Origin of the sequence: Blastococcus brunescens (genome assembly GCF_035320885.1) — a bacterium.
In the GTDB taxonomy this organism is placed as follows: Bacteria; Actinomycetota; Actinomycetes; order Mycobacteriales; family Geodermatophilaceae; genus Blastococcus_B; species Blastococcus_B brunescens.
The window spans coordinates 151,232-176,767 of sequence record NZ_CP141261.1; the positions used below are offsets into that span (position 1 = coordinate 151,232).

General features: G+C 74.2%; 33 protein-coding genes and 7 pseudogenes. 18 read left to right on the plus strand and 22 right to left on the minus strand.

Annotated elements, in window-relative coordinates; genetic code table 11:
• Positions 1–150: 150 nt before the first annotated feature.
• Positions 151–390, minus strand: coding sequence for a hypothetical protein (locus tag U6N30_RS01080; protein WP_324275799.1), 240 nt, complete (start codon positions 388–390; stop codon positions 151–153).
• Between the two features lie 113 nt (positions 391–503).
• Between U6N30_RS01080 and nth the strand changes: the two genes are divergently transcribed.
• The 6 genes from nth to U6N30_RS01110 all read left to right on the plus strand — a co-directional run bounded on the left by nth (position 504) and on the right by U6N30_RS01110 (position 4,385).
• A complete protein-coding gene (gene nth / locus U6N30_RS01085; protein ID WP_324275800.1) occupies positions 504–1,316 on the plus strand; it encodes an endonuclease III in 813 nt (270 codons plus the stop codon).
• The gene (locus U6N30_RS01090) at positions 1,316–1,753 is read left to right on the plus strand and encodes a TlpA family protein disulfide reductase (RefSeq protein ID WP_324275801.1); all 438 of its coding nucleotides are present in this window, start codon (positions 1,316–1,318) and stop codon (positions 1,751–1,753) included. Before nth ends, U6N30_RS01090 begins: the two co-directional genes overlap by 1 nt.
• Positions 1,750–1,893, plus strand: coding sequence for a hypothetical protein (locus U6N30_RS01095; RefSeq protein ID WP_324275802.1), 144 nt, complete (start codon positions 1,750–1,752; stop codon positions 1,891–1,893). Before U6N30_RS01090 ends, U6N30_RS01095 begins: the two co-directional genes overlap by 4 nt.
• 73 nt (positions 1,894–1,966) lie before the next feature.
• Positions 1,967–2,737 (plus strand): NUDIX hydrolase, encoded by a 771-nt coding sequence (locus U6N30_RS01100; RefSeq protein ID WP_324275803.1) that lies wholly within the window; start codon positions 1,967–1,969, stop codon positions 2,735–2,737.
• A gap of 56 nt (positions 2,738–2,793) precedes the next feature.
• On the plus strand, positions 2,794–3,120 hold the full coding sequence (locus U6N30_RS01105) for a hypothetical protein (protein ID WP_324275804.1): 327 nt from the start codon (positions 2,794–2,796) through the stop codon (positions 3,118–3,120).
• 83 nt (positions 3,121–3,203) lie between these two features.
• Positions 3,204–4,385, plus strand: a complete 1,182-nt coding sequence (locus tag U6N30_RS01110; RefSeq protein ID WP_324275805.1) for a MarP family serine protease — start codon at positions 3,204–3,206, stop codon at positions 4,383–4,385.
• A 92-nt stretch (positions 4,386–4,477) separates the two neighbouring features.
• Here the strand turns inward: U6N30_RS01110 and U6N30_RS01115 are convergent, their stop codons facing one another.
• The 5 genes and pseudogenes from U6N30_RS01115 to acs form a co-directional block, all read right to left on the minus strand.
• Complete coding sequence (locus U6N30_RS01115; protein ID WP_324275806.1) at positions 4,478–4,792, minus strand: alpha/beta fold hydrolase; 315 nt, start codon at positions 4,790–4,792, stop codon at positions 4,478–4,480.
• Positions 4,793–4,812: 20 nt separating this feature from the next.
• Positions 4,813–5,226, minus strand: a pseudogene (locus U6N30_RS01120) (alpha/beta fold hydrolase); the annotation flags it as partial.
• Positions 5,223–5,402, minus strand: coding sequence for an alpha/beta fold hydrolase (locus U6N30_RS01125; protein ID WP_324275807.1), 180 nt, complete (start codon positions 5,400–5,402; stop codon positions 5,223–5,225). The gene U6N30_RS01125 and the pseudogene U6N30_RS01120, both read right to left, overlap by 4 nt.
• A gap of 7 nt (positions 5,403–5,409) precedes the next feature.
• Positions 5,410–5,910: a phage holin family protein gene (locus tag U6N30_RS01130; protein ID WP_324275808.1), complete on the minus strand. Its 501-nt coding sequence runs from the start codon at positions 5,908–5,910 to the stop codon at positions 5,410–5,412.
• Positions 5,911–6,225: 315 nt separating this feature from the next.
• The gene (gene acs, locus U6N30_RS01135; RefSeq protein ID WP_324275809.1) at positions 6,226–8,250 is read right to left on the minus strand and encodes an acetate--CoA ligase; all 2,025 of its coding nucleotides are present in this window, start codon (positions 8,248–8,250) and stop codon (positions 6,226–6,228) included.
• A gap of 185 nt (positions 8,251–8,435) precedes the next feature.
• Here acs and U6N30_RS01140 point away from each other — a divergent pair, with 185 nt between their 5' ends.
• Together U6N30_RS01140 and ygiD are read left to right on the plus strand one after the other, a co-directional pair.
• On the plus strand, positions 8,436–9,077 hold the full coding sequence (locus U6N30_RS01140) for a (2Fe-2S)-binding protein (protein ID WP_324275810.1): 642 nt from the start codon (positions 8,436–8,438) through the stop codon (positions 9,075–9,077).
• A gap of 84 nt (positions 9,078–9,161) precedes the next feature.
• A complete protein-coding gene (ygiD, locus tag U6N30_RS01145) occupies positions 9,162–10,013 on the plus strand; it encodes a 4,5-DOPA-extradiol-dioxygenase (RefSeq protein WP_324275811.1) in 852 nt (283 codons plus the stop codon).
• Positions 10,014–10,136: 123 nt separating this feature from the next.
• Here ygiD and U6N30_RS01150 read toward each other — a convergent pair whose 3' ends face one another.
• The 6 genes and pseudogenes from U6N30_RS01150 to cobT all read right to left on the minus strand — a co-directional run bounded on the left by U6N30_RS01150 (position 10,137) and on the right by cobT (position 14,660).
• A complete protein-coding gene (locus U6N30_RS01150) occupies positions 10,137–10,361 on the minus strand; it encodes a helix-turn-helix transcriptional regulator (protein WP_324275812.1) in 225 nt (74 codons plus the stop codon).
• Between the two features lie 61 nt (positions 10,362–10,422).
• On the minus strand, positions 10,423–11,277 hold the full coding sequence (locus U6N30_RS01155) for an ABC transporter permease (RefSeq protein ID WP_324275813.1): 855 nt from the start codon (positions 11,275–11,277) through the stop codon (positions 10,423–10,425).
• Positions 11,274–12,212: an ABC transporter ATP-binding protein gene (locus U6N30_RS01160; protein WP_324278115.1), complete on the minus strand. Its 939-nt coding sequence runs from the start codon at positions 12,210–12,212 to the stop codon at positions 11,274–11,276. The genes U6N30_RS01155 and U6N30_RS01160 overlap by 4 nt, the downstream gene beginning before the upstream one ends.
• A gap of 188 nt (positions 12,213–12,400) precedes the next feature.
• The gene (gene cobA, locus U6N30_RS01165; RefSeq protein ID WP_324275814.1) at positions 12,401–13,363 is read right to left on the minus strand and encodes a uroporphyrinogen-III C-methyltransferase; all 963 of its coding nucleotides are present in this window, start codon (positions 13,361–13,363) and stop codon (positions 12,401–12,403) included.
• A 52-nt stretch (positions 13,364–13,415) separates the two neighbouring features.
• A pseudogene (locus tag U6N30_RS01170) lies at positions 13,416–13,535 on the minus strand (NAD(P)-dependent oxidoreductase); the annotation flags it as partial.
• A gap of 33 nt (positions 13,536–13,568) precedes the next feature.
• Complete coding sequence (cobT, locus tag U6N30_RS01175) at positions 13,569–14,660, minus strand: nicotinate-nucleotide--dimethylbenzimidazole phosphoribosyltransferase (protein WP_324278116.1); 1,092 nt, start codon at positions 14,658–14,660, stop codon at positions 13,569–13,571.
• Positions 14,661–14,764: 104 nt separating this feature from the next.
• Between cobT and U6N30_RS01180 the strand changes: the two genes are divergently transcribed.
• The 6 genes from U6N30_RS01180 (at position 14,765) to U6N30_RS01205 (ending at position 17,916) form a co-directional block, all read left to right on the plus strand.
• A complete protein-coding gene (locus U6N30_RS01180) occupies positions 14,765–15,004 on the plus strand; it encodes a transcriptional regulator (RefSeq protein ID WP_324275815.1) in 240 nt (79 codons plus the stop codon).
• Between the two features lie 18 nt (positions 15,005–15,022).
• Positions 15,023–16,081 carry an AbrB family transcriptional regulator gene (locus U6N30_RS01185; RefSeq protein ID WP_324275816.1) on the plus strand — a complete coding sequence of 353 codons (1,059 nt, stop codon included), beginning with the start codon at positions 15,023–15,025 and terminating at the stop codon, positions 16,079–16,081.
• Positions 16,082–16,115: 34 nt separating this feature from the next.
• On the plus strand, positions 16,116–16,289 hold the full coding sequence (locus U6N30_RS01190) for a hypothetical protein (RefSeq protein WP_324275817.1): 174 nt from the start codon (positions 16,116–16,118) through the stop codon (positions 16,287–16,289).
• Positions 16,286–16,420, plus strand: coding sequence for a hypothetical protein (locus tag U6N30_RS01195; RefSeq protein ID WP_324275818.1), 135 nt, complete (start codon positions 16,286–16,288; stop codon positions 16,418–16,420). Before U6N30_RS01190 ends, U6N30_RS01195 begins: the two co-directional genes overlap by 4 nt.
• Positions 16,421–16,488: 68 nt before the next feature.
• Positions 16,489–17,139: a TetR/AcrR family transcriptional regulator gene (locus U6N30_RS01200; RefSeq protein ID WP_324275819.1), complete on the plus strand. Its 651-nt coding sequence runs from the start codon at positions 16,489–16,491 to the stop codon at positions 17,137–17,139.
• A gap of 66 nt (positions 17,140–17,205) precedes the next feature.
• A complete protein-coding gene (locus U6N30_RS01205) occupies positions 17,206–17,916 on the plus strand; it encodes a maleylpyruvate isomerase family mycothiol-dependent enzyme (RefSeq protein ID WP_324278117.1) in 711 nt (236 codons plus the stop codon).
• Positions 17,917–18,054: 138 nt separating this feature from the next.
• Here the strand turns inward: U6N30_RS01205 and U6N30_RS01210 are convergent.
• Positions 18,055–18,435: pseudogene (locus U6N30_RS01210) on the minus strand (type II toxin-antitoxin system PemK/MazF family toxin); the annotation flags it as partial.
• A gap of 149 nt (positions 18,436–18,584) precedes the next feature.
• Here U6N30_RS01210 and U6N30_RS01215 point away from each other — a divergent pair.
• Positions 18,585–18,782 (plus strand): hypothetical protein, encoded by a 198-nt coding sequence (locus U6N30_RS01215; protein ID WP_324275820.1) that lies wholly within the window; start codon positions 18,585–18,587, stop codon positions 18,780–18,782.
• Between the two features lie 62 nt (positions 18,783–18,844).
• Here the strand turns inward: U6N30_RS01215 and U6N30_RS01220 are convergent, their stop codons facing one another.
• From U6N30_RS01220 to U6N30_RS01230, 3 genes are read right to left on the minus strand one after another with little or no spacing between them, the layout of a single operon-like run.
• On the minus strand, positions 18,845–19,270 hold the full coding sequence (locus tag U6N30_RS01220) for a VOC family protein (protein ID WP_324275821.1): 426 nt from the start codon (positions 19,268–19,270) through the stop codon (positions 18,845–18,847).
• 33 nt (positions 19,271–19,303) lie between these two features.
• The gene (locus tag U6N30_RS01225) at positions 19,304–19,747 is read right to left on the minus strand and encodes a pyridoxamine 5'-phosphate oxidase family protein (RefSeq protein WP_324278118.1); all 444 of its coding nucleotides are present in this window, start codon (positions 19,745–19,747) and stop codon (positions 19,304–19,306) included.
• On the minus strand, positions 19,639–19,902 hold the full coding sequence (locus U6N30_RS01230) for a hypothetical protein (protein ID WP_324275822.1): 264 nt from the start codon (positions 19,900–19,902) through the stop codon (positions 19,639–19,641). The genes U6N30_RS01225 and U6N30_RS01230 overlap by 109 nt, the downstream gene beginning before the upstream one ends.
• A gap of 40 nt (positions 19,903–19,942) precedes the next feature.
• Here U6N30_RS01230 and U6N30_RS01235 point away from each other — a divergent pair, with 40 nt between their 5' ends.
• A complete protein-coding gene (locus tag U6N30_RS01235; protein ID WP_324275823.1) occupies positions 19,943–20,341 on the plus strand; it encodes an acyl-CoA thioesterase in 399 nt (132 codons plus the stop codon).
• A gap of 10 nt (positions 20,342–20,351) precedes the next feature.
• On the opposite strand, the gene U6N30_RS01240 is transcribed toward U6N30_RS01235, so the two are convergent.
• From U6N30_RS01240 to U6N30_RS01260, 6 genes and pseudogenes are all read right to left on the minus strand, one after another.
• The gene (locus U6N30_RS01240; RefSeq protein WP_324275824.1) at positions 20,352–20,996 is read right to left on the minus strand and encodes a lysophospholipid acyltransferase family protein; all 645 of its coding nucleotides are present in this window, start codon (positions 20,994–20,996) and stop codon (positions 20,352–20,354) included.
• Between the two features lie 107 nt (positions 20,997–21,103).
• The gene (locus tag U6N30_RS01245; RefSeq protein ID WP_324275825.1) at positions 21,104–21,853 is read right to left on the minus strand and encodes an ANTAR domain-containing protein; all 750 of its coding nucleotides are present in this window, start codon (positions 21,851–21,853) and stop codon (positions 21,104–21,106) included.
• A gap of 156 nt (positions 21,854–22,009) precedes the next feature.
• On the minus strand, positions 22,010–22,696 hold the full coding sequence (locus U6N30_RS01250; RefSeq protein WP_324275826.1) for an aminotransferase class I/II-fold pyridoxal phosphate-dependent enzyme: 687 nt from the start codon (positions 22,694–22,696) through the stop codon (positions 22,010–22,012).
• Between the two features lie 23 nt (positions 22,697–22,719).
• Positions 22,720–23,211, minus strand: a pseudogene (locus U6N30_RS33050) (aminotransferase class I/II-fold pyridoxal phosphate-dependent enzyme); the annotation flags it as partial.
• A 38-nt stretch (positions 23,212–23,249) separates the two neighbouring features.
• Positions 23,250–23,504, minus strand: a pseudogene (locus tag U6N30_RS33055) (winged helix-turn-helix domain-containing protein); the annotation flags it as partial.
• A 245-nt stretch (positions 23,505–23,749) separates the two neighbouring features.
• Positions 23,750–24,688, minus strand: coding sequence for a cobalamin biosynthesis protein (locus U6N30_RS01260; RefSeq protein ID WP_324275828.1), 939 nt, complete (start codon positions 24,686–24,688; stop codon positions 23,750–23,752).
• A gap of 52 nt (positions 24,689–24,740) precedes the next feature.
• Between U6N30_RS01260 and def the strand changes: the two are divergent.
• A pseudogene (gene def / locus U6N30_RS01265) lies at positions 24,741–25,297 on the plus strand (peptide deformylase).
• 74 nt (positions 25,298–25,371) lie between these two features.
• Positions 25,372–25,455: pseudogene (locus U6N30_RS33060) on the plus strand (FBP domain-containing protein); the annotation flags it as partial.
• Positions 25,456–25,536 lie beyond the last annotated feature (81 nt).

A 25,536-nucleotide genomic window follows, 5' to 3' on the forward strand; every position in this document is an offset into this window, starting at 1 on the left:
GCAGAGGCGTCCGTGTCCGGGGCGAGTCTAGGCGGCTGTGCAGTCCGTCACCCGTTCGGTGGGTGGACGCGTCCCTCCTCCGAGCGAGTTCGGCCTCCCTGCAGGGGCCCACCGCGAGCCTGCGAGTGGTGGGGGCAGGGAGGTCCTTCTTCAGACCATCGGGGGATTGGCCGAGCGGCGGCCGGAGCCACGGCGGCGCCGCCAGCGCGAGAGCGCCCGCCGGAGGCCCGAGGTGGCGAGGGTGTCGACCTCGCCGGGGGTCGCGGTGTCGAGGAACTCGCTGACCTCACGCGGCCCGGCCGGTCGGCGCAGGGGCTCTTCGACCCGCTCCATCACCAGCAGGAAGGCGATCAGCAGGGGCGGGAAGAGGATGACGCTGAGCGCGACCACGTCCGTCTCCTTCGCCTCGTCCACCAGATCCCGGGCCGCTGCGGCGCCGGGGGAGCCGTCCTCAAGGATGACACGGCCGGAAGTCGTCAGCCCGGCCGCCTACGCTCGACCGCGTGTCCCCGCCCGAGTCGGAGCTCGCGACCGAGCCGGCCTATGCCCGCCCCGCACCTCCCCGCCGTCCCGCCCGTGCGGTCCGCACCGGGTCCTCCCCGTTCGACCCGGAGGAGTCGCCGCTCTCCCGCACCCGCCGTGCCCGGCGGATGGCCCGGGAGCTCGCGCTCATCCACCCCGACGCGCACTGCGAGCTCGACTTCACCACCGCCTTCGAGCTGCTCGTCGCGACGGTCCTGTCGGCGCAGACGACGGACAAGATGGTCAACAAGGTGACGCCGACGCTGTTCGGCCGCTACCCCGACGCGGTCGCTCTCGCCGGTGCCGACCGCGAGGAGCTCGAGGCGATCCTCAAGCCGACCGGCTTCTTCCGGGCCAAGGCGACGTCGGTGCTCGGCCTCAGCCAGGCGCTCGTCGAGCGGTTCGACGGCGAGGTGCCGGCGCGCATGGCCGACCTCGTCACCCTGCCCGGCGTCGGGCGCAAGACCGCCAACGTCGTCCTCGGCAACGCCTTCGCGGTGCCCGGTCTCACCGTCGACACCCACGTCGGCCGGCTGGTGCGCCGGTTCGGCTGGACGGCGGAGGAGGACCCGGTGAAGGTCGAGGCGGAGATCGGCGGGCTGATCCCGAAGAAGGAGTGGACGGACTTCAGCCACCGCGTGATCTTCCACGGCCGCCGGGTCTGCCACGCCAAGAAGGCCGCCTGCGGGGCCTGTGGGCTGGCCTCGTGGTGCCCCTCGTTCGGCATCGGCCCGGTCGACCCCGAGGTGGCCCTGAAGCTGGTCAAGACGCCGGCCGCCTCGGACACCGAGTGATGCGGTTCCGGGCCTTGCTGGGGCTGACGGTGCTGCTCCTGGTCGCCGGTTGCTCCGCCGGCACCACGGACCCGGACGGGCCACCGCCGGCACTCGCCCTCGACGCGTACGACACCCTGGAGCCCTGCCCCGAGCAGCCGGACCAGGAGGCGGCGGGTGCGGAGACGTTGCCGCCGCTGACGTTCGAGTGCCTGGGCGGCGGTGAGCTGGACCTGGCCCGCGCGCCCGGCGTGCCCACCCTGGTCAACCTGTGGGGGAGCTGGTGCGGGCCGTGCCGCGCGGAACTCCCGCTGCTCCAGCAGTTCGCCACGGCGGCCGGTGACCAGGTACGGGTCGTCGGCGTCATCAGCAAGGACGGCGCCCCGCAGGCCGACTCCTTCGCCGCCGACGCCGGGGTCACGTTTCCCGGCGCCTTCGACGGGGAGGGGAGCTCATGAACGAGCTCGGCATCAACGCGCTGCCGTTCACCTACTTCGTGGACGCCGCCGGCGCACTGGTGCACACCGAGGTCGGCGAGGTCGCCTCGGTCGATGAGCTCCGTGCCCTGGCCGTCGAGCACCTGGGGGTGCAGGTGTGAGCGAGCTCGCGAGTTCACCCATGAGCACAGCAGCGCCGCGAACGCGGGCGACGAGCGCCAGCGAGGAGAGGGTGTGAGCGCCGCGCCCGTGGGCGGCCGGACCGACGGCCTGCCCGACTACCTGCGGCGGCTGCTCGACGCGGCCGCCGACCTGCCCCTGCGCCACCGCATGCCCCAGGCGACGGCGACGGCTCGCCGCTCCGCCGTCCTCATCCTCTTCGGCGAGAGCGCCGCCGGGCCCGACGTGCTGCTCATCGAGAAGTCGGCGCACCTGCGCAGCCATGCCGGCCAGCCGGCCTTCCCCGGTGGTGGTGTCGACGAGGGCGACGACTTCCCGGTGGGGACGGCGCTGCGCGAGGCGCACGAGGAGGCAGGCATCGACCCGGACGGCGTCCGGGTGCTCGCCACGCTCCAGGAGCTCTACCTCCCGCCGTCGGACCGGCTGGTCGTCCCGGTCGTGGCGTGGTGGGACGACCCGCGGGAGGTGAGTGTCGGCGATCCGCACGAGGTCGCCAGGGTGGCGCGGGTGCCGCTGGCCGAGCTGACCGACCCGGCCAACCGCTTCCGGGTCCGCCACCCCGTGGGCTACGTCGGGCCGGCGTTCGCCGTGGCCGACATGCTCGTGTGGGGCTTCACCGCCGGGCTGCTCGAGGCGATCCTCGAGGCGGCCGGTCTCGCTCGGCCGTGGGACGAACGCGACGTGCGCCCGCTCCCCGATTCCCTGCTGCGGCCGTACACGCTGCCGGGCTCCGGTGACGACGACGACGGCGACGCTGCCGCCGCGCCGATGGTGGCCGATCCCGCCCCCGACGGCCCTCCGACGCGTACGGTTCCGCCCCGATGAGCAGGGGACGGCGGACGGCTGCGCGGCGGGGCAGCGGAGCACTGGTCGGCCTGGTCGTGCTGACGGGGGTCCTCGCCGGCTGCGGCGCGGAGGACGCGCCCGCCTCCGGGTCCGGAGCGGCGCCGTCCACCGCACCCGGCGTCGGCGAGGTGACGACCGCTCCCGACGGCGTCCAGGAGATCACCCTGCAGACCCAGGACGACTACGTCTTCCTGCCCGCCACCTTCACGGTCGACCCGGGCACGGTGCGGCTGACGGTGACCAACGTGGCCGAGGAGATGACGCACAACCTCGAGTTCGACGAGGGGAGGGGCCGGAACCCATCGACGAGGGCATCTCGTTGCTCGCGCCGGGTGAGGAGAAGACGATCGAGTTCACGGTGACCGTGCCCGGGGACCATCCCTTCACCTGCACGTTCCACACCCAGCTGGGGCAGGTCGGCACGATGACGGTGCGTGGGTAGCCGGTGTCCCTCGTCGACGTGGTGCTGATCGTCCTGGCCCTGGTGTTCGCGCTGTCGGGCTTCCGGCAGGGACTGCTCGTCTCGTCGGCCTCGCTCTTCGGCTTCCTCGGTGGCGCCGTCCTGGGCGCGCAGCTGTCCGGGCCGGTCGCCGAACGGATCGACGGCTCCAGCATCACCCGGGTGTTCGCCGCGCTGGTGGTCGTGCTCGCGGCCGCGCTGCTCGGGCAGATCATCGCCGGCGCGATCGGCCGGGCGGTCCGCGGCCGGGTCACGTGGGAGCCGGCGAAGATGGTCGACTCCGTCGCCGGGGCGGTCGTCTCAGCCACGGCGGTCCTGCTGGTGGCCTGGATGGTGGCCTCGCCCCTGGCGAGCTCGCCGTTCCCGCAGGTGGCCAGCCAGGTGCGGCAGTCCGCGCTCGTGCAGGCCGTCGACCAGGCGGTGCCCGACGGCGTCCGCACCGTCTACGACAACCTCCGGGACGCGATCGACCGTCGCGGGCTCCCCGACGTCCTCGACCCGCTCACGCCCACGCAGGTGCGGGAGGTCGAGGCGCCGGACCCGGCGCTGCTGAACAGCCCCGTGGTGGCCTCGGTGCAGGGCTCGGTCGTGAAGATCAGCGGCGTGGCGCCGTCCTGCTCGCGGCAGATCGACGGCTCCGGCTTCGTCTACGCCCCGGAGCGGGTGATGACCAACGCGCACGTGCTGGCCGGTGTCACCGACCCGGTCGTGCTGGCCGAGGGCGACGAGTACGACGCCACCCCCGTGTACGTGGACGAGGAGATCGACGTCGCGGTGCTCGCGGTGCCGGGCCTGGAGACAGTGCCGCTGTCGTTCACGCGGACGCCGGCCGACGCGGGTGACGACGCGATCATCATGGGCTACCCCGGTGGAGGGCCGTTCTACGTGGGCCCGGCGCGGGTGCGTGACCGCGGTGAGATCAGCGGACCGGACTTCCGGAACACGCAGACCGTGGTCCGCGACGTGTACGCGCTGTTCGGGACCGTCCGAGCCGGGAACTCCGGCGGCCCGCTGTTCGCCCCGGACGGCAGCGTCCTCGGCGTCGTGTTCGCCTCCGCCATCGACGACCCCGAGACCGGCTACGCGCTCACCGGACCGCAGGTGGCGCAGGCCGCCACCGTCGGCAGCAGCGCGACGGCCGAGATCGGCACCGGCCCCTGCGAGTAGAAGGACCCCTGTTCCCCCACCACTCGCTCCGCTCGCGGCGGGCCCCTGAACAGGGGCCGTTCCATCGCCTCACCACGGGCCGCTCCGCTGCGCTACGCGGCCCAGTCGGCGATCGCGTGGGTGACATCGGCGGGGGCCTCCTCCTGGGGGAAGTGGCCGATGCCGGGGAGCTCGCGGAACTCGTACGCCCCGGCGACGTAGCGCCCCGACCCCCGGGCGGTGTCCACGAGCACGCAGGAGTCCAGGGTGCCGTGCAGTTGCAGGGTGGGCGCGGTGACCGGGGCGGACATGCGCCGGGCGTACCGCAGGCCGTCGGGCCGCAACTGCGATCGGGCGGCCCAGCGGTGGTACTCCATGGCGCCGTACGCCGCCTGGGGGATGCGGGCCGCCGCGCGGTAGCGGTCCACCGCGGCCGCGAAGTCGGGGTCCGGGTCCAGGCCGGCCCCGACCAGCGCTGCATCAGGTCGGCCACCGGGTCGTCGTCGGCCCGTGTCAGCCGGCGCTCGGGCAGCCGGGGCACCTGGAAGCCCAGCGCGTACCGCGATGCCCGCCGCTGGGCGCGGTCGGTCATGCCGGCGCGCAGACACCGCGGGTGGGCCATGGAGAGCACGACGAGCCGGCGCACCGTCCGCGGGTGCAGCGCCGCCATCGTCCAGCCCAGCAGCCCGCCCCAGTCGTGTCCCACGACCACCGCGTCCTGCTCGCCGAGCGCCCGCACCAGCGCCGCGACGTCAGCCGACAGCGTGGGCAGGTCGTAGCCGCGCGGCGGCTTGTCGCTGGCGCCGTACCCCCGCAGGTCCGGGGCGACGACGTGGAAGCCGGCGGCGGCCAGGTCGGTCAGCTGCGTGCGCCAGGTCCACCAGAACTGGGGAAGCCGTGCAGCAGCAGGACGAGCGGACCGGAACCGGCCTCGGCCGCGTGCAGCCGGATCCCGTTGGCGGAGATGTCCCGGTGGGTCCAGGGCCCGGGCAGGAGGACGCTGGTCGCGTCCGGCGGGCCGTCCGGCGGGACGGTCACCGGCCGCTCAGACCTTGTACGACTCGTTGCCGCGGAGGGCGACCCGGCCGTTGCTCACCTCGGGTACGGCACGCCGGCGCTGACCCGGGGCCTCGCGGTGCAGCACCTCGGGCAGGTCCGACAGCGTCTCCATGGTGCGCTCGGGCTTCTCGATCTTGGAGATCATGCGCTTCCCGATGAGCGCGCAGATCCCGGCGAGGACCAGCAGGAACAGCGTGACGATGCCGTAGGACACCCAGCGGGGCAGGCCGAGCGCGGTCAGCGCCTCGGCAATGGTGACGAACAGGTAGATGCCGGCGAACGCGGCGAGCACCCCGGCCGCCCCGAACAGTCCGGCGCTGATCCCGGCCTTCTTCGCCGACCGCCCGACCTCGGCCTTGGCCAGCTCGATCTCGGCTCGGACCAGCGTGGACATGTCGGCCATGGCGCTCTGGACGAGCGCGCCGACGGAGGGTTCCTCGGCACGGGTCGCCGCGTCGCGGTGGGCCGGCGACACACTGTGGGCCACGGGGCTCCTCCTTCATCGATACGGCTGGTCAGGGGAATCGTGCCGCACGACTCCGTTCCGCGCGCGCCCCGGCCCCCTTCGGCGCCGTCCGGAGGCTCGCCCGAGCCCGGCGACGTGCTGGAGCGGCCTCGTCCGGAGGCTCGCCCCGAGCCCGGTGAGGTGATGGAACGGCCACCCTTCAGGGACCCGCGGCGAGCCGGCGACGTGCTGGAGCGGCCTCGTCCGGAGGCTCGCCCCGAGCCCGCGAGGGGTGAGAGGGAGGCCCCTCGCAGGGCCCCGCCGCGAGCGTGCGAGCGGAGGGGGCGAGGGTCTTTCTCAGTCTTCCGAGGGCGCGGCGGGGAGCTTGTCCTTGATCATGTTCATCACGGACGAGTCCGTCAGCGTGGTGACGTCGCCCAGCTCGCGGTTCTCGGCGATGTCGCGCAGCAGCCGGCGCATGATCTTGCCGGAGCGCGTCTTGGGCAGCTCCTGCACGACCATGATCTGGCGCGGCTTGGCGATCGGGCCGATGTCCTTGCCGACGTGGGTGCGCAGCTCCTGCACCAGCTCGTCACCGGAGTCCTCGGCGTTTCCGCGGAGGATGACGAACGCGACGATGCCCTGGCCGGTGGTCGGGTCGCTGGCTCCCACGACCGCGGCCTCGGCCACCGCCGGGTGGCCGACCAGCGACGACTCGACCTCGGTGGTCGAGATGCGGTGGCCGGAGACGTTCATGACGTCGTCCACCCGGCCGAGCAACCAGATGTTGCCGTCGGCGTCCTTCTTGGCGCCGTCCCCGGCGAAGTAGACGTTCTTCCCGAACCGCGACCAGTAGGTGTCGACGTAGCGGTCGTCGTCGCCCCAGATCGTGCGCAGCATCGCCGGCCACGGCTCGGTCAGCACCAGCAGACCGGTCGAGTCGTCGGACAGCTCCTTGCCCTCGTCGTCGACGACCTTGGCGGAGATGCCGGGGAACGGGTGCTGCGCGGATCCCGGCACCAGGCTGGTGACGCCCGGCAGCGGGGTGAGCATGTGTGCACCCGTCTCCGTCTGCCACCAGGTGTCCATGATCGGGCAGCGGCCGCCGCCGACGTGCTCGTGGTACCAGAGCCAGGCCTCGGGGTTGATCGGCTCACCGACCGAGCCCAGCAGGCGCAGGCTGGAGAGGTCGAACCCGGCGGGGATGTCCTCGCCCCACTTCATGAACGTCCGGATCACCGTCGGCGCGGTGTAGAGGATCGTCACGCCGTACTTCTGGATCAGCTCGAACCAGCGGCCGCGGTGCGGCGTCTCCGGCGTCCCCTCGTACATGACGCTCGTGGCCCGGTTGGCCAGCGGGCCGTAGACGATGTAGCTGTGGCCGGTGACCCAGCCGACGTCGGCCGCCGTCCAGAAGACGTCGTCGTCGGGCTTGAGGTCGAACGTCGCCCAGTGGGTGTAGGCGACCTGGGTCAGGTAGCCGCCGCTGGTGTGCAGGATGCCCTTGGGCTTCGCCGTCGTCCCCGACGTGTACATGATGTAGAGCGGGTGCTCGGCGTCGAATGACTCGGGCTCGTGCTCGGTCGACTGCCGCCCGACGACGTCGTCCCACCAGAGGTCGCGGCCCTCGGTCCATTCCACGTCCTGCCCGGTCCGCTTGACCACCAGCACGTTCCGGACGCCGGGGCTGCGGCCGACGGCGTCGTCGACGGCCGGCTTCAGGGCGCTGGGAGCGCCGCGACGGTAACCGCCGTCGGAGGTGATCACCAGGACGGCGCCGGCGTCGTCGAGCCGGCTGGCCAGTGCGTCGGCGGAGAAGCCGCCGAAGACGACCATGTGGACGGCGCCGATGCGGGCACAGGCGAGCATCGCGATGATCGTCTCGGGGATCATCGGCAGGTAGATGGCGACCCGGTCGCCGGCGTTGACGTCCAGTTCGGTCAGCGCGTTCGCGGCCTTGCAGACCTCGTCCTTGAGCTGGGCGTAGGTGATCGTGCGGGTGTCGCCCGGCTCGCCCTCCCAGTGGTAGGCGACCTGGTCGCCGTGCCCGTCCTCGACGTGCCGGTCGACGCAGTTGTAGGCCACGTTGAGCTTGCCGCCGACGAACCACTGGGCGAACGGCGGGTTGCTCCAGTCGAGGACCTCGTCCCACTCCTGTGTCCAGGTGAGCCGGCGGGCCTGCGTGGCCCAGAACGCGAGCCGGTCGGCGGATGCCTCGTCGTAGACATCCGGTCCGACGTTGGCGTGGGCCGCGAGTCGGTCAGGCGGGGGAATGCTCGGTCCTCGGTCCCGGCGCTGGCCCCTGTGCCCGTCTCGCTCATGCGCGTACCTCCGCTGTCCGGCGTCGCAGGAGGACCGGCGACGCGACGTGGCTCGCCCCACACCGTATGGGTTCGGCGAGGTTCGCGTCTTCCCTACCCGCGGGTAGCCGAGGGGCGATCCGCTGGTCAGCGGCACGAGCGGGGAACACTGCGGAGCATGAGCGCTGTCGGACCCCAGGCCGTCGTGGCCGCCCGGCTCCCCGGCGCGGCGGCCCTCGGCCTGCTGCCCCCGCGGGGGCCGCGTCCGTGCCGGCGGCCGCGCTCGCGGATCCCGGTTGGACGGCGGAGGTCCTCGCCCGTCGCGCCCGCGCGCTGGGGACGACGGACCGCCGGGTGCTGGCCACGCTGTGGTGGTACTCGGCGTCGTCGGTGCTGCTCACCCCGGCGCTGGCCGGCCTCGTCGTCGGCATCCCGCTCTCGGCCCGGCTCGCCGACCTGTCGCTGGCGTTGCTGCCGGGTCTCCAGCCGGTCGCAGCGGAGGCGGGCGGTCCGGGCTCGGGGAACGTCGCGGCGGACCTGCGTGGATCCCTGCCGGCCGTGACCGCTGCCGTCGCCGAGGCGGGCCGCATGCGCGAGCGACCGCTGTGGGCCATCACCACCGACTCGCTGGCCAACCGGCTGCTGGCGCTCGGGCAGGCGATCGGGGACCCCGCCCGGGTCGCCGGTCTGGCGGCTCCACTGGCCGTCCGGATCGGGCCGCCGCTGCCGGTGCCGCGCTACGTGGACGTCGCCGGGCAGCGCTTCGTTCGGCGGGCCTCGTGCTGCCTGCTGGACCGGACGCCGGGTGGGCCGACCTGCGTCTCCTGCCCCAGCCGTCCTGCGGGCGAGCGGCGGCGATTGCTCGAGCGGGTGGCCGGCCCGGTCCGGGGAGCGCCGGAGCCGGGTTGAGGGCGTCGCCGACCCCTCGCACTCCGCCGTCCGTGGGGCGATGATCGGCTGAGCACGGCCGCCGAGGCGACAGGGGAGAGCCGCATGCCCGTCATGCCCGCCGCATTCTTCGGGCACGGCAACCCGATGAACGCTCTCGAGAAGAACCGGTACACCGAGGCCTGGCGGGCATTCGGTCAGGCGGTGCCGCGCCCCCGGGCGATCCTGGTCGTCTCGGCCCACTGGTACGTCCAGGCCACCGCGGTCACGGCGATGCCGCGGCCACGCACCATCCACGACTTCTTCGGTTTCCCGCGCGAGCTCTTCGAGGTCGACTACCAGCCGCCGGGACTGCCCGAGCTCTACGAGGAGGTGGCCGACGTCGTCCACCCGACCTGGGTCGGCGCCGACGTGGACAGCTGGGGGATCGACCACGGGGCCTGGTCGGTGCTCACGCATGCCTTCCCCGACGCCAACATCCCCGTCGTCCAGCTGTCGATCAACGCGCTCAAGTCGTTCGACTACCACCTGCAGCTGGGGGCGTCGCTGGCCCCGTTGCGGGAGAACGGCGTCCTGGTGATCGGCAGCGGCAACGTCGTGCACAACCTCGGCGGAGTGAGCCGCGCGCTGCCCGACGCGGGTTTCGACTGGGCTCAGCGGTTCGACCAGGCCGCCAAGCAGCTGATGCTGAGCGACCCTGCGGACGTCGGCCGGCTGGACGGGCACCGCGACTACGACCTCGCCGTCCCCACCCCGGACCACTTCCTGCCGTTGCTCTACGTCGCCGGTCTCGCGGGAGAGACCGGCGCCACGGCGGACGTGCTCGTCGACGGGTACGCGTACGGCTCGCTCTCGATGACTGCGTACACGGTGGGCATGGAGCCGCCGGCGGTGTCCGGATCGGGGTTCGCCGCGCCGTTGCCGGAGGGCCCGCCGGCCGACGGCGCCAACATCTGAGCGGCGGCCTGGACCGCTTCGGCTGACGTCCAGCCGCGCAGCGGCGCGGCTCGAGGTCAGCCGGGCAGGGTTGAGCCGCCCGTCAGGGCATCACTGGGCGATCGCGGCGGTCGATCAGCCAGGTCAGGCGGTCCGTCCGGACGGCCGCCCGTCGTCGCCCGGGCGGGGTGCGTGCAGGTCGGTGATCCTCGGGAAGGGTTCGGTCGAGAAGATCGTCTCCACCGGCAGGCCGAAGAACTCCGCGATCCGCAGGGCGAGGTGCAGGCTCGGGTTGTACTCGCCGCGCTCGAGGTACCCGACGGTCTGGTAGTGGACGCCGAGCGCGTCCGCCAGCTCCCGCCGGGTCACCCCTGCTCGGCCCGCAGCAACGCGATCCGGTTGTGGACGGCGTCCCCGGAGCGGTCCGCGGTCACTTGACCCACTGGAGCGCGGCCTCCTTGGCCTCCAGCACCTGGGACCCGGACGTCCGCCGCGCCATCCGGCGCAGGACGCGCGGGGTGATCAGCAGCCCGAACACCGCCCAGGCGCCCAGCACCAGCACCGTCATGCCGGTGCGCCAGGAGTCGCCGACCTCGATCGACGCCGCGGCGTCGGGCAGGAACGCCGACCGCATGCCCAGGCCGATCCAGTACGTGGGGAAGACCTGCGCCACGACCTGGACCCAGCCCCACAGCGCCTGGATCGGGTAGAAGATGCCCGAGATCGAGGTGAGCACGATGATCGGCAGCATCCCCCAGGTGCCGACCTTCTGGACGCTCGGGACGACCGAGCCCAGGATCATGCCGATCGGCAGCGTGGCCAGCAGACCCAGGACGGTGACCCAGGCGACCGTCGCCCAGCCCGCGAGGCCGTTGCTCATGACGTCGTCGAACAGCAGGAAGCTCGGCACGAGGATGACGAGCAGCAGCGGGAGCAACCCGAGGGAGTGGAAGAGCAGCTGCCCGGTGACGTAGCCCTGCATCCCGTGCGGCAGGGCCTTGTGCCGCAGCAGCGTGCCGTCCTCGCGCTCCATCGCCAGGGCGTAGGCGGGGCCGATCACCACCCCGAACGCGAGCAGGGCGCCGAGGATGCTGGGTAGCGCGAACGTCGGCAGCAGCAGGTCGGTGCCCTCGACCTCGGAGTTCCGGTTGAACCACAGGTAGGCCAGCGCGGCCAGGCCCATGAACAGGTAGAAGCCCTGGTCCTGGGAGCTCCGCAGGCTCAGGACGAACTCGGTCCAGCCGCGGCGCAGACCGAGGCCGATCGCGTGGCGGGTCGGGTTCACCGGGAGACCTCCGCGAGGGCGGGCGTGGTGTGGTCGCCGGCCTCGAACCGCTGCACCATGGCGATGTAGGTGTCCTCGAGGCTGGCCCGGCGGACCTCGAGGTCGGCGATGTCCTCGCCGTGCTGCTCGAACAGCCGGCGGACGAACGGGGTGGCGTCCTGCGTGGCGTGCACGAAGCGTTCGCCGTCCCGGGTCCAGCGCACCTCGGCGGTCCCGGCCACCTGGCGGGTGAGCGCCTCCGCGCTGCCGTCGGCCACGATCCGGCCCGCGGCCAGGATGAGGATCCGGTCGGCCAGCCGCTCGGCCTCGGCGAGGTCGTGCGTGGTCAGCAGGATGCTCGTGCCCTCCAGATCGGAGAGCCGGTGGACCAGGTCGTGGAAGTCGCGGCGCGCCTGCGGGTCGAAGCCGGCCGTGGGCTCGTCCAGGAACAGCAGTTCTGGACGACCGATGATGCCCATCGCCACGTCGAGCCGCCGCCGCTGGCCGCCGGAGAGGGTGCCGATCTTGCGGTCGGCGTTCTCCGTGAGCCCGACCGTGTCCAGCAGCCGGTCCAGCTCGTAGGGCCGGGGATGGTCGGCTGTCGAGTACGGGGCGAAGTAGCCGCCGAGCTGCTCCAGGAGCCGGCGGGGTGTCCATCGCGCGTGGTCCCGCCATGACTGGAGCACCACCCCCACCCGCGCCCGCCAGGCGTCCCCGGCCTGCGCCGGGTCCTCGCCCAGCACCCGGACGGCACCTCCGGAGCGCATCCGGAAGCCCTCCAGGATCTCGATCGTCGTCGTCTTGCCGGCCCCGTTGGGGCCCAGGAGGCACACCACCTCGCCGGGGTGGACCTCGAAGTCGACGCCGGTGAGGACGTCGTGGTCGCCGTAGGTCATCTGCAGGCCGGAGACCTGGACGACCGGTTTCGCTGCTCGGGATCCGAGCGGGTTGCTCATGGCCGGCGATAGTAGGAGTGCTACATCCGCAGTACAAGTGCTTTCCGCGCGCCGCGATCCCGGCCCGCTCGGCCGCTCAGTCCAGGTCGGCGTCGTCGTCCTCGCCGGGGTCGGGTCGTGCGGGCCCGCGAGCCCCACGACCGCGCCGACCACCCAGACGGCCGGCGGGCGCACGCCTTCCTCCGCGATCACGCGGGGAGGTCCACCAGCGTCGTCCGGACGGTCCGCTCGGTGGGCATCGAGCCGTCGGCGACGACCGCGACCGGGGTGTCCGGTGCCCGCCCGTGCTCCAGGAGGGTGGCGGCGATGGCGGGTGCGGTGTCCACGCCCATGAGGACGACGACGGTGCCGCGCAGCCGGGCGATCGCCGGCCAGTCGACGAGCGACGCCGGGTGCCCGGGCGGCAGGTGCCCGGACACCACGACGAACTCGTGGGTGAGCCCGCGGTGCGTGACCGGGATCCCGGCGAGCCCGGGAACCGCGATGGCGCTGGTGACGCCGGGGACGACCTCGACCGGCACGCCGGCCGCCGCGCAGGCCTCGACCTCCTCCATGCCCCGCCCGAACACGAATGGGTCGCCGCCCTTGAGGCGCACCACCCGCTTGCCGGCGAGTGCCCGTTCGACCAGCAGGGCGTTGATCTGCTCCTGGGCCATCGATCGCCCCCGGGGCAGCTTCGAGGCGTCGACGACCTCCACGGACGTCGGCAGCGTCTCGAGCAGGGTCAGGGGTGCCAGGTGGTCGGCCACGACGACGTCGGCCTGGGCGACCGCCTGCCGCCCGCGCACGGTGATCAGCCCGGGGTCGCCCGGCCCGCCGCCCACGAGAACCACCCTGCCGGCGCGCGCCACCGACGGCGTGCGCCCGGCGCGGTCGGCGATGCTGCCGTCGGTGAGGCCGGCCACCACGGCGTCGCGCACGCCGATCGCCCGCTGGGGGTCGCCGCCCCCGTGCACGCCGATGACCAGCTCCCCGTGCCGGGCGACCGCGGGCGTCCAGACGCTGGATGCCGCCCGGTCGTCGGCCCGCGCGCAGAAGATGTGCGCGGCCTCGGCCTCCTCGGCCACGGCGGCGTTCACCGCCGGGTCGTCGGTGGCGGCCACCGCGTACCAGGCGCCGTCGAGGTCGCCGGGCTCGTACCTGCGCCGCACCCAGGTGAGGAGCCCGGCTCGACGAGCGCCTCCAGCGCCGGCGTGACCGCGGGGACACGACCGTGACCCGGGCGCGCGCAGCCAGCAGGCCGGCCACCCGCCGGTGCGCCACCTGCCCGCCGCCCACCACGACGACCCGGCGGTCGTGCAGCCGCAGGCCGACCGGGTACACGACCCCGCTCTGCGGGGGACGGGGTGGCGGTCATCAGCCCTTCTCTGTCACGCCGGCGGAGTCGAAGGTGGCGACGTCGCGCAGCGCGCGGGCCGCGCTCGCGACGAGGGGCAGGGCCAGGAGGGCGCCGGTGCCCTCGCCGAGCCGGAGGTCGAGACCCAGCAGCGGCCGCAGCCCCAGGGAGTCCAGCGCGATGGCGTGACCGGGCTCCACGGAGGTGTGCCCGGCCAGCGCGTACTCGATGGCCGTCGGGCACAGGGCGGCGGCGACGAGGGCCGCGGAACCGGCGATCGCGCCGTCCAGCAGCACGGGCACACGCGCGGCCGCGGCGCCCAGGACGAATCCGGCCAGTGCCGCGTGCTCGAGCCCACCGACCTCCGCGAGGGCGGCCAGGGCCGCGGTCGGCGTCGTGGGGCGGGAGGGCACCCGCGCGACGCCCCGGGCGACGACCTCCACCTTGCGCGCCAGCGTCGGGTCGTCGACGCCGGTCCCGCGGCCGGTGGCCGCAGCCGGGTCCGCGCCGGTGAAGGCGCACACCAGCGCGGCCGACGCCGTGGTGTTGGCGATCCCCATGTCGCCGGTGATCAGGCACGGCGACGCGGTGGCCAGCCGGGTGGCGACCTCGATGCCCGCCTCCACCGCGCGCCGGGCCTCGTCGAGGGTCATGGCCGGCCCCTCGGCGAGGTCGGCGGTGCCCGGGCGGACCCTGCGGTCCAGCAGCCCGTCCGCGGCGTCCAGGGTCGCGGCCACCCCGACGTCGACGACCACCACCTCGGCGCCCAGTTCGGCGGCGAAGGCGTTGACGACGGCGCCACCGGCCAGGAAGTTCGCCACCATCTGCGCCGTGACCTCCTGCGGCCACGGCGTCACGCCCTGGGCGTGCACCCCGTGGTCCCCTGCGAAGACGGCGACCACGGCGGGGACCGGCAGGGGAGCGGGGCAGCTGCCCGCGATCCCGGCCAGCTGCGCGGCGACGTCCTCGAGCACGCCCAGCGAGCCCGGCGGCTTGGTCATCCGGTCCAGGCGCTCGCGGGCGGCCTGCTCGGCGGCGGCGTCGCGGGGGACGACGGCGTCGATCGTGTCGCCCAGCAGGGTGCCGGCGAACGGGTTCGGGTCGGTGCTCAGCGGGTCTCCTCAGCAGCAGGTACTCCGGACAGGATCTCAGCGAGGCCGCCGGCGAACGCGCGGGAGGTCTCCGAGGGGCATCAGAGCACGGCCGTGCAACGAACGTGGAGTGCGGTCTGCTCGCCGTCGTCGACACCATGGATCTCGCCACCGTCCGCGAGCAGGTCGGCGGCAGCGACTCGGTGCATTCCGAGCACGTCGAGCAGCTGGAGGAGGCGGGCTGTGTGACGGTCCGCACGTCCATCCGCGCCTCGCGGGTGCGCACCAGCCCGGCGCTCACGGCGGCGGGACGGGCGGCCTCCGACGCCCACGTCGCCGAGCTCCGGCGGATCACGGGTGGCTGACAGGGCAGAGTGACGCCCGTGGGCAACCGGGGACGCGAGCTGCTCGGTCTCGCCGCGGTCGTCGCCGCCGCGGTCGTCGCGACCGCCGGGTTCGCCGCGCTGGGGCTGCCCTCGCCCGCGCTCTTCGGCGGACTGCTCGCCGGCCTGGTGCGGGCGCTGGCGTTCCGGGGTCGGGCCGCCGTCCCCGGCGTCGCCGCGACCGCCGGCCAGGCCACGATCGGCGTCGCGATGGGCTCGCTGATCGACCTCGAGACCCTGCGCGCCGTGGCGGCGAACTGGCTGCCCGTCCTGCTGGTGACCCTCGGGACGCTCGCCCTGAGCCTCGGCGCGGGACTGCTCCTGCGGCTGCAGCGCGGCATCAGCCCGGTCACGGGCGCCTTCGCCATGATCGCCGGTGGTGCGTCGGGGATCATCGTGATGGCCCGCGGCCTCGGGGCCGATGCGCGCATGGTCGCCGTCCTGCAGTACCTGCGGGTCCTGCTCATCGTCGTGCTCATGCCGGTGGTGGCCACCGTGGTCCACGGCTCGTCGGGTGGCGGGCCGGCGGACGTGGTGGACGACGGGCCCGGCTGGCCGGCCGGACTGCTGTTCACGGTCGGGTGCGCGGTGTCCGGCCTCGTCGTCGGGCGGCTGGTGCGGTTGCCCGTGGCGGCCCTGCTCGGTCCGATGGTGGCCGCGGCCGCCGTCGACCTCTCCGGTCTCGGGCGGGGCGCCGAGGTGCCCGCTCTCCTCGGCAGCGCCGCCTTCCTCGTGATCGGCCTCCAGGTCGGCGTGAGCTTCACGCGGGAGAGCCTGCGGACCATCGGGCGGGCCCTGCCTCTGGCGCTCGGCGTCATCCTGGGTCTGATCCTGGCCTCGGCCGGGCTCGGTCTGGTGCTGTCGGCCGCGACCGGCGTCAGCGCACTGGACGGGTACCTGGCCACGACCCCCGGCGGGCTCTACGCCGTCCTCGCCACGGCCAGCGACATCGGTGCCGACGTCACCTTCGTGCTGGCGGTCCAGGTGCTGCGCCTGTTCGTGATGCTCCTGAGCGCCCCGCTGGTGGCCCGGTGGTTGCGGAGATCGGCACAGGGCTGACCGCAGGCGCCATCGCGCCTACCCTGGCTGGCCGGTGGACCACAGGGAGGCGGAACTGTCCGAGGACGCGATGGCCCAGGACGCGACGGCCCAGGCCGCGACGGACACGAGCACGGATGACGACGCCGTGCTCCTCTTCGTCGGCGGCCCCTCGACGGGCGGGTCGAGATCCGCGCGGCGCGGCACGGCGACCCGCTGCCGACGGTGACGCACGTCCACCTGCACGACGGCCCGAAGGTCGTGCACCGCTACGACCTGGAACCGCTGATCGAGGGCGTGGGCGTCTACAACCTGCGCCCGCCCGCGCGGAGGGCCGCACGGGGTCAGGTCCCGGACTGACGAAGTCCGCACCGAATCTCCTACAGCCCCGTTGACATCCTAACGGTCGTAGGAGAATGCTCTCCGGCATGACGGAGGCGGCACCGCTGGACCGCCGGAGGCGACGGCGTCAGGAGACCATCGAGGAGGTCCTCGACGTCGCTGCCGAGGTGATGGCCGACCAGGGCGTCGCCGGTCTGACCCTCGGCGAGGTCGCCCGCCGCATGGGCATCCGGCCGCCCTCGCTCTACGGCTACTTCGACGGCAAGAACGCCCTCTACGACGCCCTCTTCGAGCGCGGCTGGCGGGAGTTGCTCGCCGTCATGCAGGCGGCGCGGGCCGCCTGCGCCGGAACGGACCTCGCGGCCGACCTGCTCGCGCTCGAGACCGTCTTCGTGCGCTGGGCCGTCGAGCACCCCGCGTTCGCGCCGCTGATGTTCTGGCGCCCGGTCCCGGGCTTCGCGCCGTCGCCGGCTGCGTATGCGCCGGCCGTGGAGCTCGAGCGGCTGAGTCGGGCCTTCCTGGCCGAGTTGCGCGACGGTGGGCTGCTGGCGCCCGACGTCGACCTCGACCTCGTTCACCGCACCCAGACCGCCGTCATCAGCGGCGTCATCAGCCAGCAGCTCGCCAACGCGCCGGAGGAGCCGTTCGAGACCGGTGCCTTCACCTCGACGCTGCCCGACGTGGTCGCCATGTGGCTGGCGCACCACGCCGGGGCCCGGAACCGACCGTCGGACTGACTCCCGGAGAGGCAACGCCATGACCGCGACGAGCACGAACCACCGCCCCGCCGTCCGCGGGGCGTCCTGGACCGCGCGACGGCGACCCGCCTCGCGGCCACGGAGTACCGCCGCTTCGAGGAGCTCCTCAGGTCGCTCGGGCCCGACGACTGGGTCCGGCCGACCGACTGCCCGGCGTGGGACGTGCGGGCACTTGCCGGGCACGTGCTCGGCATGGCGGAGATGGCGGCGTCGGTCCGCGCGACCGTCGCCCAGAACGCGGCGGCCTCCCAGGCGGGCGGAGGGATCGACGCCCTCACCGCCGTGCAGGTGCGGAGAACGGCGGCGCTGTCCGCGGACGAGCTCGTCGAGCGCTTCGCCGCCTTCGCGCCGCGGGCGGTGCGGGGGCGGCGTCGGCTCTCGGCGGTCATCGGCCGGCTGACGTTGCCCGAGGACCAGGACGTCGGCGGCCACGTGGAGCGCTGGCGGTTCGGCTTCCTGTTCGACGTCGTCCTGACCCGGGACACCTGGATGCACCGGGCGGACGTCTCCCGGGCCACGGGCAGGGAGCTGGACCTGACGCCGGGCCACGACGGCGTGCTCGTCGCGGACGTCGTGGCCGAATGGGCGGAGCGGCACGGCCGTCCCCACCGGTTGCGGCTCACCGGGCCGGCCGGGGGCAGCTGGTCGGCCGGCCCGGGCGGCGAGGAGATCGACCTGGATGCGGTGGAGTTCTGCCGACTGCTCTCCGGCCGGGGCCGGGCCGAGGGTCTGCTGGCTCAGCAGGTCCCGTTCTGAGTCGTCACCAGCCCTGCACCTGCCGGGCCTGCGCCACGACCCGGTCGAAGCGCAGCTTGTCGAGTGCGGCCCCTCGCGGCGGACGGCGTCCGGGTCCAGCTCCAGCAGCCGGTCCAGGCGCACCTCGCTCGGCCGGCCGCGGGAGTCCCAGGACCCGGTGCCGATGTCGGTCCAGATGCGTCCGTGCCGGGCCTCGTCCGCGGCGTCGCGGTCGTGGTCCTTGCTGGTGAGCATCAGCCCCAGCAGGTCGGTGCCGCGTCGGCCGATGACCAGGACGGGCCGGTCCTTGCCGCGGCCGTCACCCTCGTCGTAGGGCACCCAGGTCCACACGATCTCGCCCGGGTCCGGCCGGCCGTCGGCACGGGGCCGGTACGCCACGTCGGGCACCTGCGACGGGGCCGGGGTGCCGCCGGTGCGTCGCCGGGACGGCGGACGGGGTCCGATGGCCGTGCCGGCCGCGCCGCGCACCAGGCCGGCGACCCGGCCCACCAGCCGGAGGATGCCTGCATCGCGCGCCATCCCGGCACCGTACGTGGCCGCCGTCCCCCATCTGTCACGTGTGACACATCGGCACCAATTGGTCACGGAGGGGTTGGATCGGCCGATCGCGGGGCACCATGGACGCACGGGGGCACTCGGCGGCGCCCCGGGAGACGGGGGTCCCCGCGATGACGACGTTCGAACCGGTGCGCCCGGCTGTCCCTCGTGCTCGGGAGGTGCAGGCGAGCGTGCTCGCCGCCTTCCAGCTCGTCGAGGACGCCCGCTACCTCGGCAGGCGGCGTCCTCCCCGGCGCCTGCGCTCGCGGGTGATGGCCGAGCGCGCCGTCGCCGACCGCAAGCTGCTCCGGGATCTGCGCGCCGGTTAGCGGAAGGACCCCGTCCTCCTCATCCCTCGCACGCTCGGGGCTGAGCCTCTGGACGGGGCCGTTCAGGCCACGCAGAACTCGTTCCCCTCGGGGTCGGCCATCGTGACCCAGGCGTAGGGCCCCTGCGAGGCGCGCCAGAGCTCCGTCGCACCGAGCGCCAGCAGCCGGGCCACCTCCGCCTCCTGCCGCTCCGGCCCCACGCGCACGTCGAGGTGCACCCGGTTCTTGCCCTGCTTGGGCTCGCGCGAATGCTGGAAGAGCACCCGCGGCCGGTGCGGGTCCGGGGAGGCGATCGCGGCGCCGACCTTCCAGACCAGCGCACCGCGGTGCCGCGTCGTGTCCGCCTCCGACGCCGCACCGGACTGGATCATCCGCAGGATGAAGGACTCGTCCTGCGGCTCGACCTGCCAGCCCAGGGCCTCGGCCCACCAGTCGGCCAGCTCATGCGGGCCGGCGCAGTCGATCGTCACCTGGAAGTCGAGGGCCATGGCCGGACGCTAGGGCAGGCCACCGACCTTCTGCTACAGCTCCTGGGCGAGGTCGGCGCGGATCGTCGCGTCGTCCGGCAGGTCGGTCTCGAGCGCGCAGTGGTCCTTGAGCACCCGGCCGAAGGGCGTCAGCGTGCCGCGCTCGACCTGCCGTGCGGGGTCCCAGAGCCCCGAGCGCATCACCGACTTCGGGCACTGGAAGTAGGCCCGCTGCACGTGCAGTTGCAGGACCGACAGCGGTGCCCGGCCGAACTCCGTGAGGTCGACGTCGAGGTCCTCCGGCCGGAGCAGCGTCGTCGTCCCGTACACGCGCAGCGTCTGCTCGACACCGGGGACGAGGAACATCACCGCGGCCCGCGGGTTGACGGTCACGTTGCGCAGGCTGTCCACCCGGTTGTTGCCGGGACGGTCGGGCAGCAGCAGCCGGTGCTCGTCGAGGACGTGCACGAAGCCGGGGTCGCCGCCGCGCGGGGAGATGTCCGGCCAGCCCTCGGCGTCCGCGGTGGCCAGCGTGGCGAAGGGGAGTGGGCGATGAACTCCCGGCAGTGCACGTCGAGGCGGTCGATGACCTTGTCCAGCACCAGCCCGCCCGGGGTCCGGTAGCCGGCCAGCACCTCGTCGACGGTGTCCACGCCCAGACGGTAGCCGGTGCGCCCGCTAGCGTGGCACCCCGTGCCACAGGTCTGGAGCGCCCCCGTCCGGTTCGTCGAGTGCGACCAGCAGGGCGTCGTCTTCAACGCCCACTACCTCACCTGGGCCGACGAGGCGTCCAACTCCTGGTGGGCCGCGCACGGCATCCCCTGGGACGCCGTGGCCGCGCGGGTGAACCCCGTCGTGAAGGCGAGCACGCTGGACTGGGCGTCGTCCGCGCGCTGGGGCGACACCGTGAGCGTCGACGCGGGCACCGAGAAGCTGGGCCGGACCAGCGTCACGGTCCGGTTCACGATCCGCGTGGACGAGCGGGTGTGCTGCGTCGTCCGCAACACCTACGTGGCCACCGACGGCGGCCGGTCGACGCCGTGGCCCGACGACATCCGGGCGGCCATCGAGGCAGACCTCCCCGCGGACTGACCCGAGCGGCTCACCAGCCGGCCTTCTCCTGCCCGGAGAGCTCGGCGATCGCCGCCATGATCGTGTCGGTCACCTCCCGGCGGGACCGGTTGCGGCCGGCCTGGCCGCGGTGCTCGGGGAAGGTCAGCGGCTCGCCGAAGACGACGGTGAAGCGGTGCGGCCGGGGCCAGTTGGCACCGATGGGCTGGATGCGGTCGGTGCCGGTGATCCCCACCGGGACGACGGGGCAGTCGGCGGTGAGCGCCAGCCAGGCCACGCCCGTCTTGCCCCGCGCCAGCCGGCCGTCCCGCGAGCGGGTCCCCTCGGGGTAGATGCCGAAGCCACCGCCGGCGTTCAGCACGGTCATCGCGGTGTCGAGCGCCGCCTGGGCGGCCCGGTGGGTGTCCCGCTCGACCGGCAGGGCGCCGAGTGCCGTGAACCAGGTCCTGGTGAACCAGCCTCTGATCCCGGAGCCGGTGAAGTACTCGGCCTTCGCCAGGTAGCCCACCCGCCGGGGCGACATGAGCGGGATGGCCATGCTGTCGATGAAGGACAGGTGGTTGCTCGCGATGATGAAGGGGCCGGTGGCCGGCACGTTCTCCCGGCCGACCACGTGCGGCCGGAAGACGAGCAGGAACAGGGGTCGCAGGATCAGCCGCGAGATGAGGTAGACCACGCCGCGCTCGCCTCCTCGGGCCGTCGGGTGCACGCCGCCGACGGATGTCGGCACGTGGTTCCGGCATTCTCCCGAACGGACCGGAGGGCGGGGCACTCAGGCCCGGGTCACCGCAGGGGCTGGCTCGGTGGGCAGGCGTCCCGGATGATCGCGCGGACGTCGTCGGGGAGCCGGGTCTGGCCGGCCGCGGAGCGGGTGATGACCTCCGCGACGTCGCGGACCTTCCGGTGGGTGTGGCTGGAGATGTGCGCCAGCAGGTCGAAGGCGACCTGGTCACCGCAGTTGGTCAGCAGCATCAGGATGCCCTTGGCCTGCTCGATGGCAGCGCGGCTGGCCATGGCCGCACGCATCTGCTCGACCTCGGCCTCCAGCGCGCTGGTGCGGTCCCGGTCGGTGGCCGGACGACCCTCGGTGATGTCCACGCAGATGCCGTCGACGGCGGTCACCTCACCCGACGCGTCCCGGCGGGGTTCGCCCACCAGCACGATCGTGCGCTCCCGACCGTCGGCCCGGACGATGTGCGTCTCCAGCGCGAAGGCCCGCCCGTCGGCCCATGCCCGGGTGAGGGCCTCGCGGGCCCGGGCGCGGTCCTCTGGACGTTGGTAGCGCAGGTACTCGTCCGTGGACGGCGGCTCGGGGGTGACGGGCAGGCCGTGCAGGGTGAACATCTCCCGCGACCACCACCAGGTGCAGCTGCGGCGGTCGTACCGGTAGCGGCCGGCGACGCGCTCGGCTGGACGACCGGGCCCGGCCGTCGGTCCGGGCTCCGGACGCGGGACGGTGACCGCGGTGTCCGGCCGGGCGCCCCGCGGCGGTCGGACGGGCACCCGTGGACGGGACGTCGCCGGTGACGCCATGACTTTCCCCTAGTCAGAGCCGGCTCCCCCGCCCTCGGTCAGGAGGTCGGCCGCTCCGCTGCGAGGACGGTACGACGGAGGGCGGTCCTCGCAGGAGTCGGAGGACCGAGCGGAACGGAACGGCGCAGGTCGGAATGCGGGCGATTCGCCGCGCCGTCACTGTTCGTGGTGGAGGGACGACGTGGTGCTGCCATCGGCGTCCCGATGGATCAGACGACCGCGAGCGGCCGGGAGGGGCGCCGGTCCCCGCCCCGGTGCGCAGGTCCGACTGCACCCGCGCGAGCATCCCGACCGCGCGTCGCAGGTCCTCGGGTGGACGGGTGAAGGGCAGTCGCAGGTGGTCGTCGAATGCGTGGCCGGTCCCGAAGGCGCGCCCCTCCGCCAGCAGCAGGCCCAGCGGCGCCGTCCCCGCGACCAGCGCGGCCGAGCTGATCCCGGCGGGGAGCCGGCACCAGAGGAGAGCCCGCCGGCCGGGGAGGACACCGCCCAGTCGGGCAGGAGGGTGCCGATCGCCCCGAGCAGCGCGTCCCGGCGTTCGCGGAGCTGCGCGCGACGCTGGTCGAGCACCGCGTCGAGCTGCCCGATGAGGACCGCGGCGGCCAGCTGGTCGAGCAGCCCGACCGACAGCTGCCGGCGGGCGAGGGTCGCGCCGAGCTGGGCGGCCAGCGCCGCGTCGGTACGCAGCCACCCGACCCGCAGCCCGCCCCAGACCGCCTTCGACAGGCCGCCGAGGGTGATCGTCGCGGCGTCCGGCAGGCTCGCGGCGAACGGGGCAGCCCGGCGCCGTCCAGGTGCAGTTCGGCGGCGACCTCGTCGACGACGGAGAGCACGCCCTGCTGCCACAGGGTGGCCGCCAGCCGACGGCGCCCGGTCGCCGACAGCCGGGCGCCGCTGGGGTTGGAGAAGTCCGGGATCACGAAGGCCAGCCGCGGGCTGCTCTGCCGCACGGCGACGTGCGCCGCGCGGACCAGGCCGTCGGGATCGGCGGCGTCCACCGGCACGGGCGTGCACCGTCCGCCGGCGGCGGCCACCATGGCGAGGACGCCCGGATAGGTCGGGTGCTCGACGAGGACCCGGTCGCCCGGCTGGAGCAGCGTCTCGAGAACGGTCGCGGTCGCGTCGCCCACGCCCGCGGTGACCACCACCTGGTCGGGCTCGGTGGGCAGTCCCCGGGTGGTGAAGCGGCCGGCGATCGCCGCGCGCAGCTGCGGGAGCCCGTTCGGGGCGTAACCGTGCTCCGACAGGTGCGCGGGGAGGGCACTGAGCGCCTCGGCGTAGGCGGCGGCCAGCTGGGGCGCCGCCTCCGGCGCCGCGTGGGCGAGGTCGAGGACGCCGGGGAGTTCGTCGGCGGGCCCCAGAGCGGCCCAATCTGCGGGAGCTCGGTGACCGTGCCCGAGCCGTGCCGCGTGCTGGCGAACCCCTCGTCCCGGAGGACGCGGTAGGCCGACGCCACGGTCACCCGGCTCACGTCGAGCGCAGCGGCCAGCTCCCGCTCGGCGGGCAGCCGGTGACCTGCCGGCAGCGAACCGGCGGTCACGAGCTCGCGGATGCGCCGGGCCAATCCGGCGTACAGCGGGACGGGTAGCCCCGTCACCGGCCCGATGAGACCCGCCAGCCCCCGCGCGGTGGACTGGTCGGTGTCGACTGGCATGCGACCACCATGCCCGAGTGGACTGCTTCAGGCAAGCGCCGATAGTGCCACCGTGCAGTCATGAACACAGGTGGAGTCATCGCATTGGTGCTCGTGCTGCTGGGCCTCGGCTCGCTGTCGGCGGCCACGCTGGTCGTGACGCTCAGGGGCGGCCGGGGGCCCGGCGACCCTCCGGCGAGCCGGCCGCACGTCGATCCGAACGGGTTCCCGGTCCTCGCCCGCCCGCGCGGGGTGATCGGGCCGGCTCAGCGGCGGACGCGGGCGAGGCGTCCGGCGCCGGCCAGGATCGCCGCGGCCGTCCACACCGCCCGCGAGAGCCGCACGGCCCGGCGGATGTCGTCCGCGACCGCGGGCCGCCCGTCGCCGAGCTGAGGTCGCAGCTCCACCCGAGCGCCGTAGACGTTGCGACCACCCAGCCGCAGTCCGAGCGCGCCCGCGGCCGCCGCCTCGCAGCGGCCTGAGTTCGGGCTGGGATGGGCCGCGCCGTCGCGCCACCACACGCGTAGCGCACCGCGGGCCGAGCAGCCCACCAGTGGGGCGCAGGCCACCGTCAGCGCCGCGGTGGCCCGCGCCGGCAGCCAGTTCGCGACGTCGTCCAGCCGGGCGGCGGCCCAGCCGAACCGGGCATAGCGCGTCGAGCGGTGGCCGACCATTGCGTCGAGGGTGTTGACCGCCCGGTAGGCGAGCAGTCCCGGCACGCCGGCCACCGCGCCCCAGAACAGCGGCGCGACCGCCGCGTCGGAGGTGTTCTCCGCGACCGACTCGACGGTGGCACGGGTCAGCTCCTCCGCGCCGAGGCCGGAGGGGTCCCGGCCGGCCAGTGCCGGCAGCGCGGCCCGTGCGGCGGCGAGGTCCGCCGACGCCAGCGCGTCGTGCATCGCCGTGGCGGCCCGGCCGAGCGAGGTGCCGCCGAGGACCGCCCAGGTGGCTCCGGCGGTCAGGAGGATGCGGCGCCCAGGGTGCCGTCGGGTGGCGCGGTCCAGTGCCGTCCCGAGGGCGGTCACGGAACCGGAGAGCAGCAGGACGTGCACCGCACCCGCTGATCGGGAGTCGCGCCAGGTCCGCCGCTCCAGCGCGAGCGCCGCCGTGCCGAAGCCGGCGACGGGATGACCGCGCCGCGGGTCGGCCAGGAGCAGGTCCGCGGCGGCGCCGAGGCCCAGCCCGAGAGCGGTCGGGACGGTCACGACGGCCATCGTGCCAACCGGCCGGGACGGGCCCTCCCTAGGATCGGTCGGCATGCGCCTGCCCGGCCGTTACGACGGCGTCGCCCGGCCGATCGTCACCTACGGCAGCAACCCGGTCCTGCACCGCCGGTGCGCCCCGGTGACCGAGTTCGACCGCGGCCTCCGACACCTGCTCCTGGACATGTTCGCCAGCATGGAGGCGGCCGACGGCGTGGGGCTGGCGGCCAACCAGATCGGCGTCGATGCCCGGGTCTTCGTCATCGACTGCCCGGACGCCCACGGCGAGGACGTCGTCGGTTATGTCGTCAACCCCACGCTGACGATCCTCGAGCCGGTGGGCGACGAGCCGGCCGAGGAGGTCACCGAGGAGGGCTGCCTCTCGGTGCCCGGCCCCTACGCCGACCTGCCGCGCGCCTTCCGGGCCCGCGTGGACGGCGTGGACGTGAAGGGGAGCCGCTGTCGATCGAGGCGACCGGCATGGCTGCGCGCTGCCTCCAGCACGAGGTGGACCACCTCGACGGCACCGTCTACGTCGACCGCCTGCCCGAGGACCACCGGGAGCGCCTGCTCGCCGAGGCGGCCGGTCCCGGCGGAGAGCTGCCGGCCTGACATGCGCGCTCACCGAGCAGCAGGTCCGCCGCTCGCTCGTCAACTGCTCGCAGGGCGAGACCACGGCGCTGACGCTGCCGAAGGACGTCGCCGACCTGGACCGGGCGGCGCTGGAGCTGCTCGGCTGGCGCGACCCGAAGGCGCCGCTGCGGGGCTACCTCGTCGCCGAGGTCGGCACCGACGACGGGCCGGTGGGCATCGCGGTGCGCCGACCGCGTCCGGACCGAGATCCCGCCGTG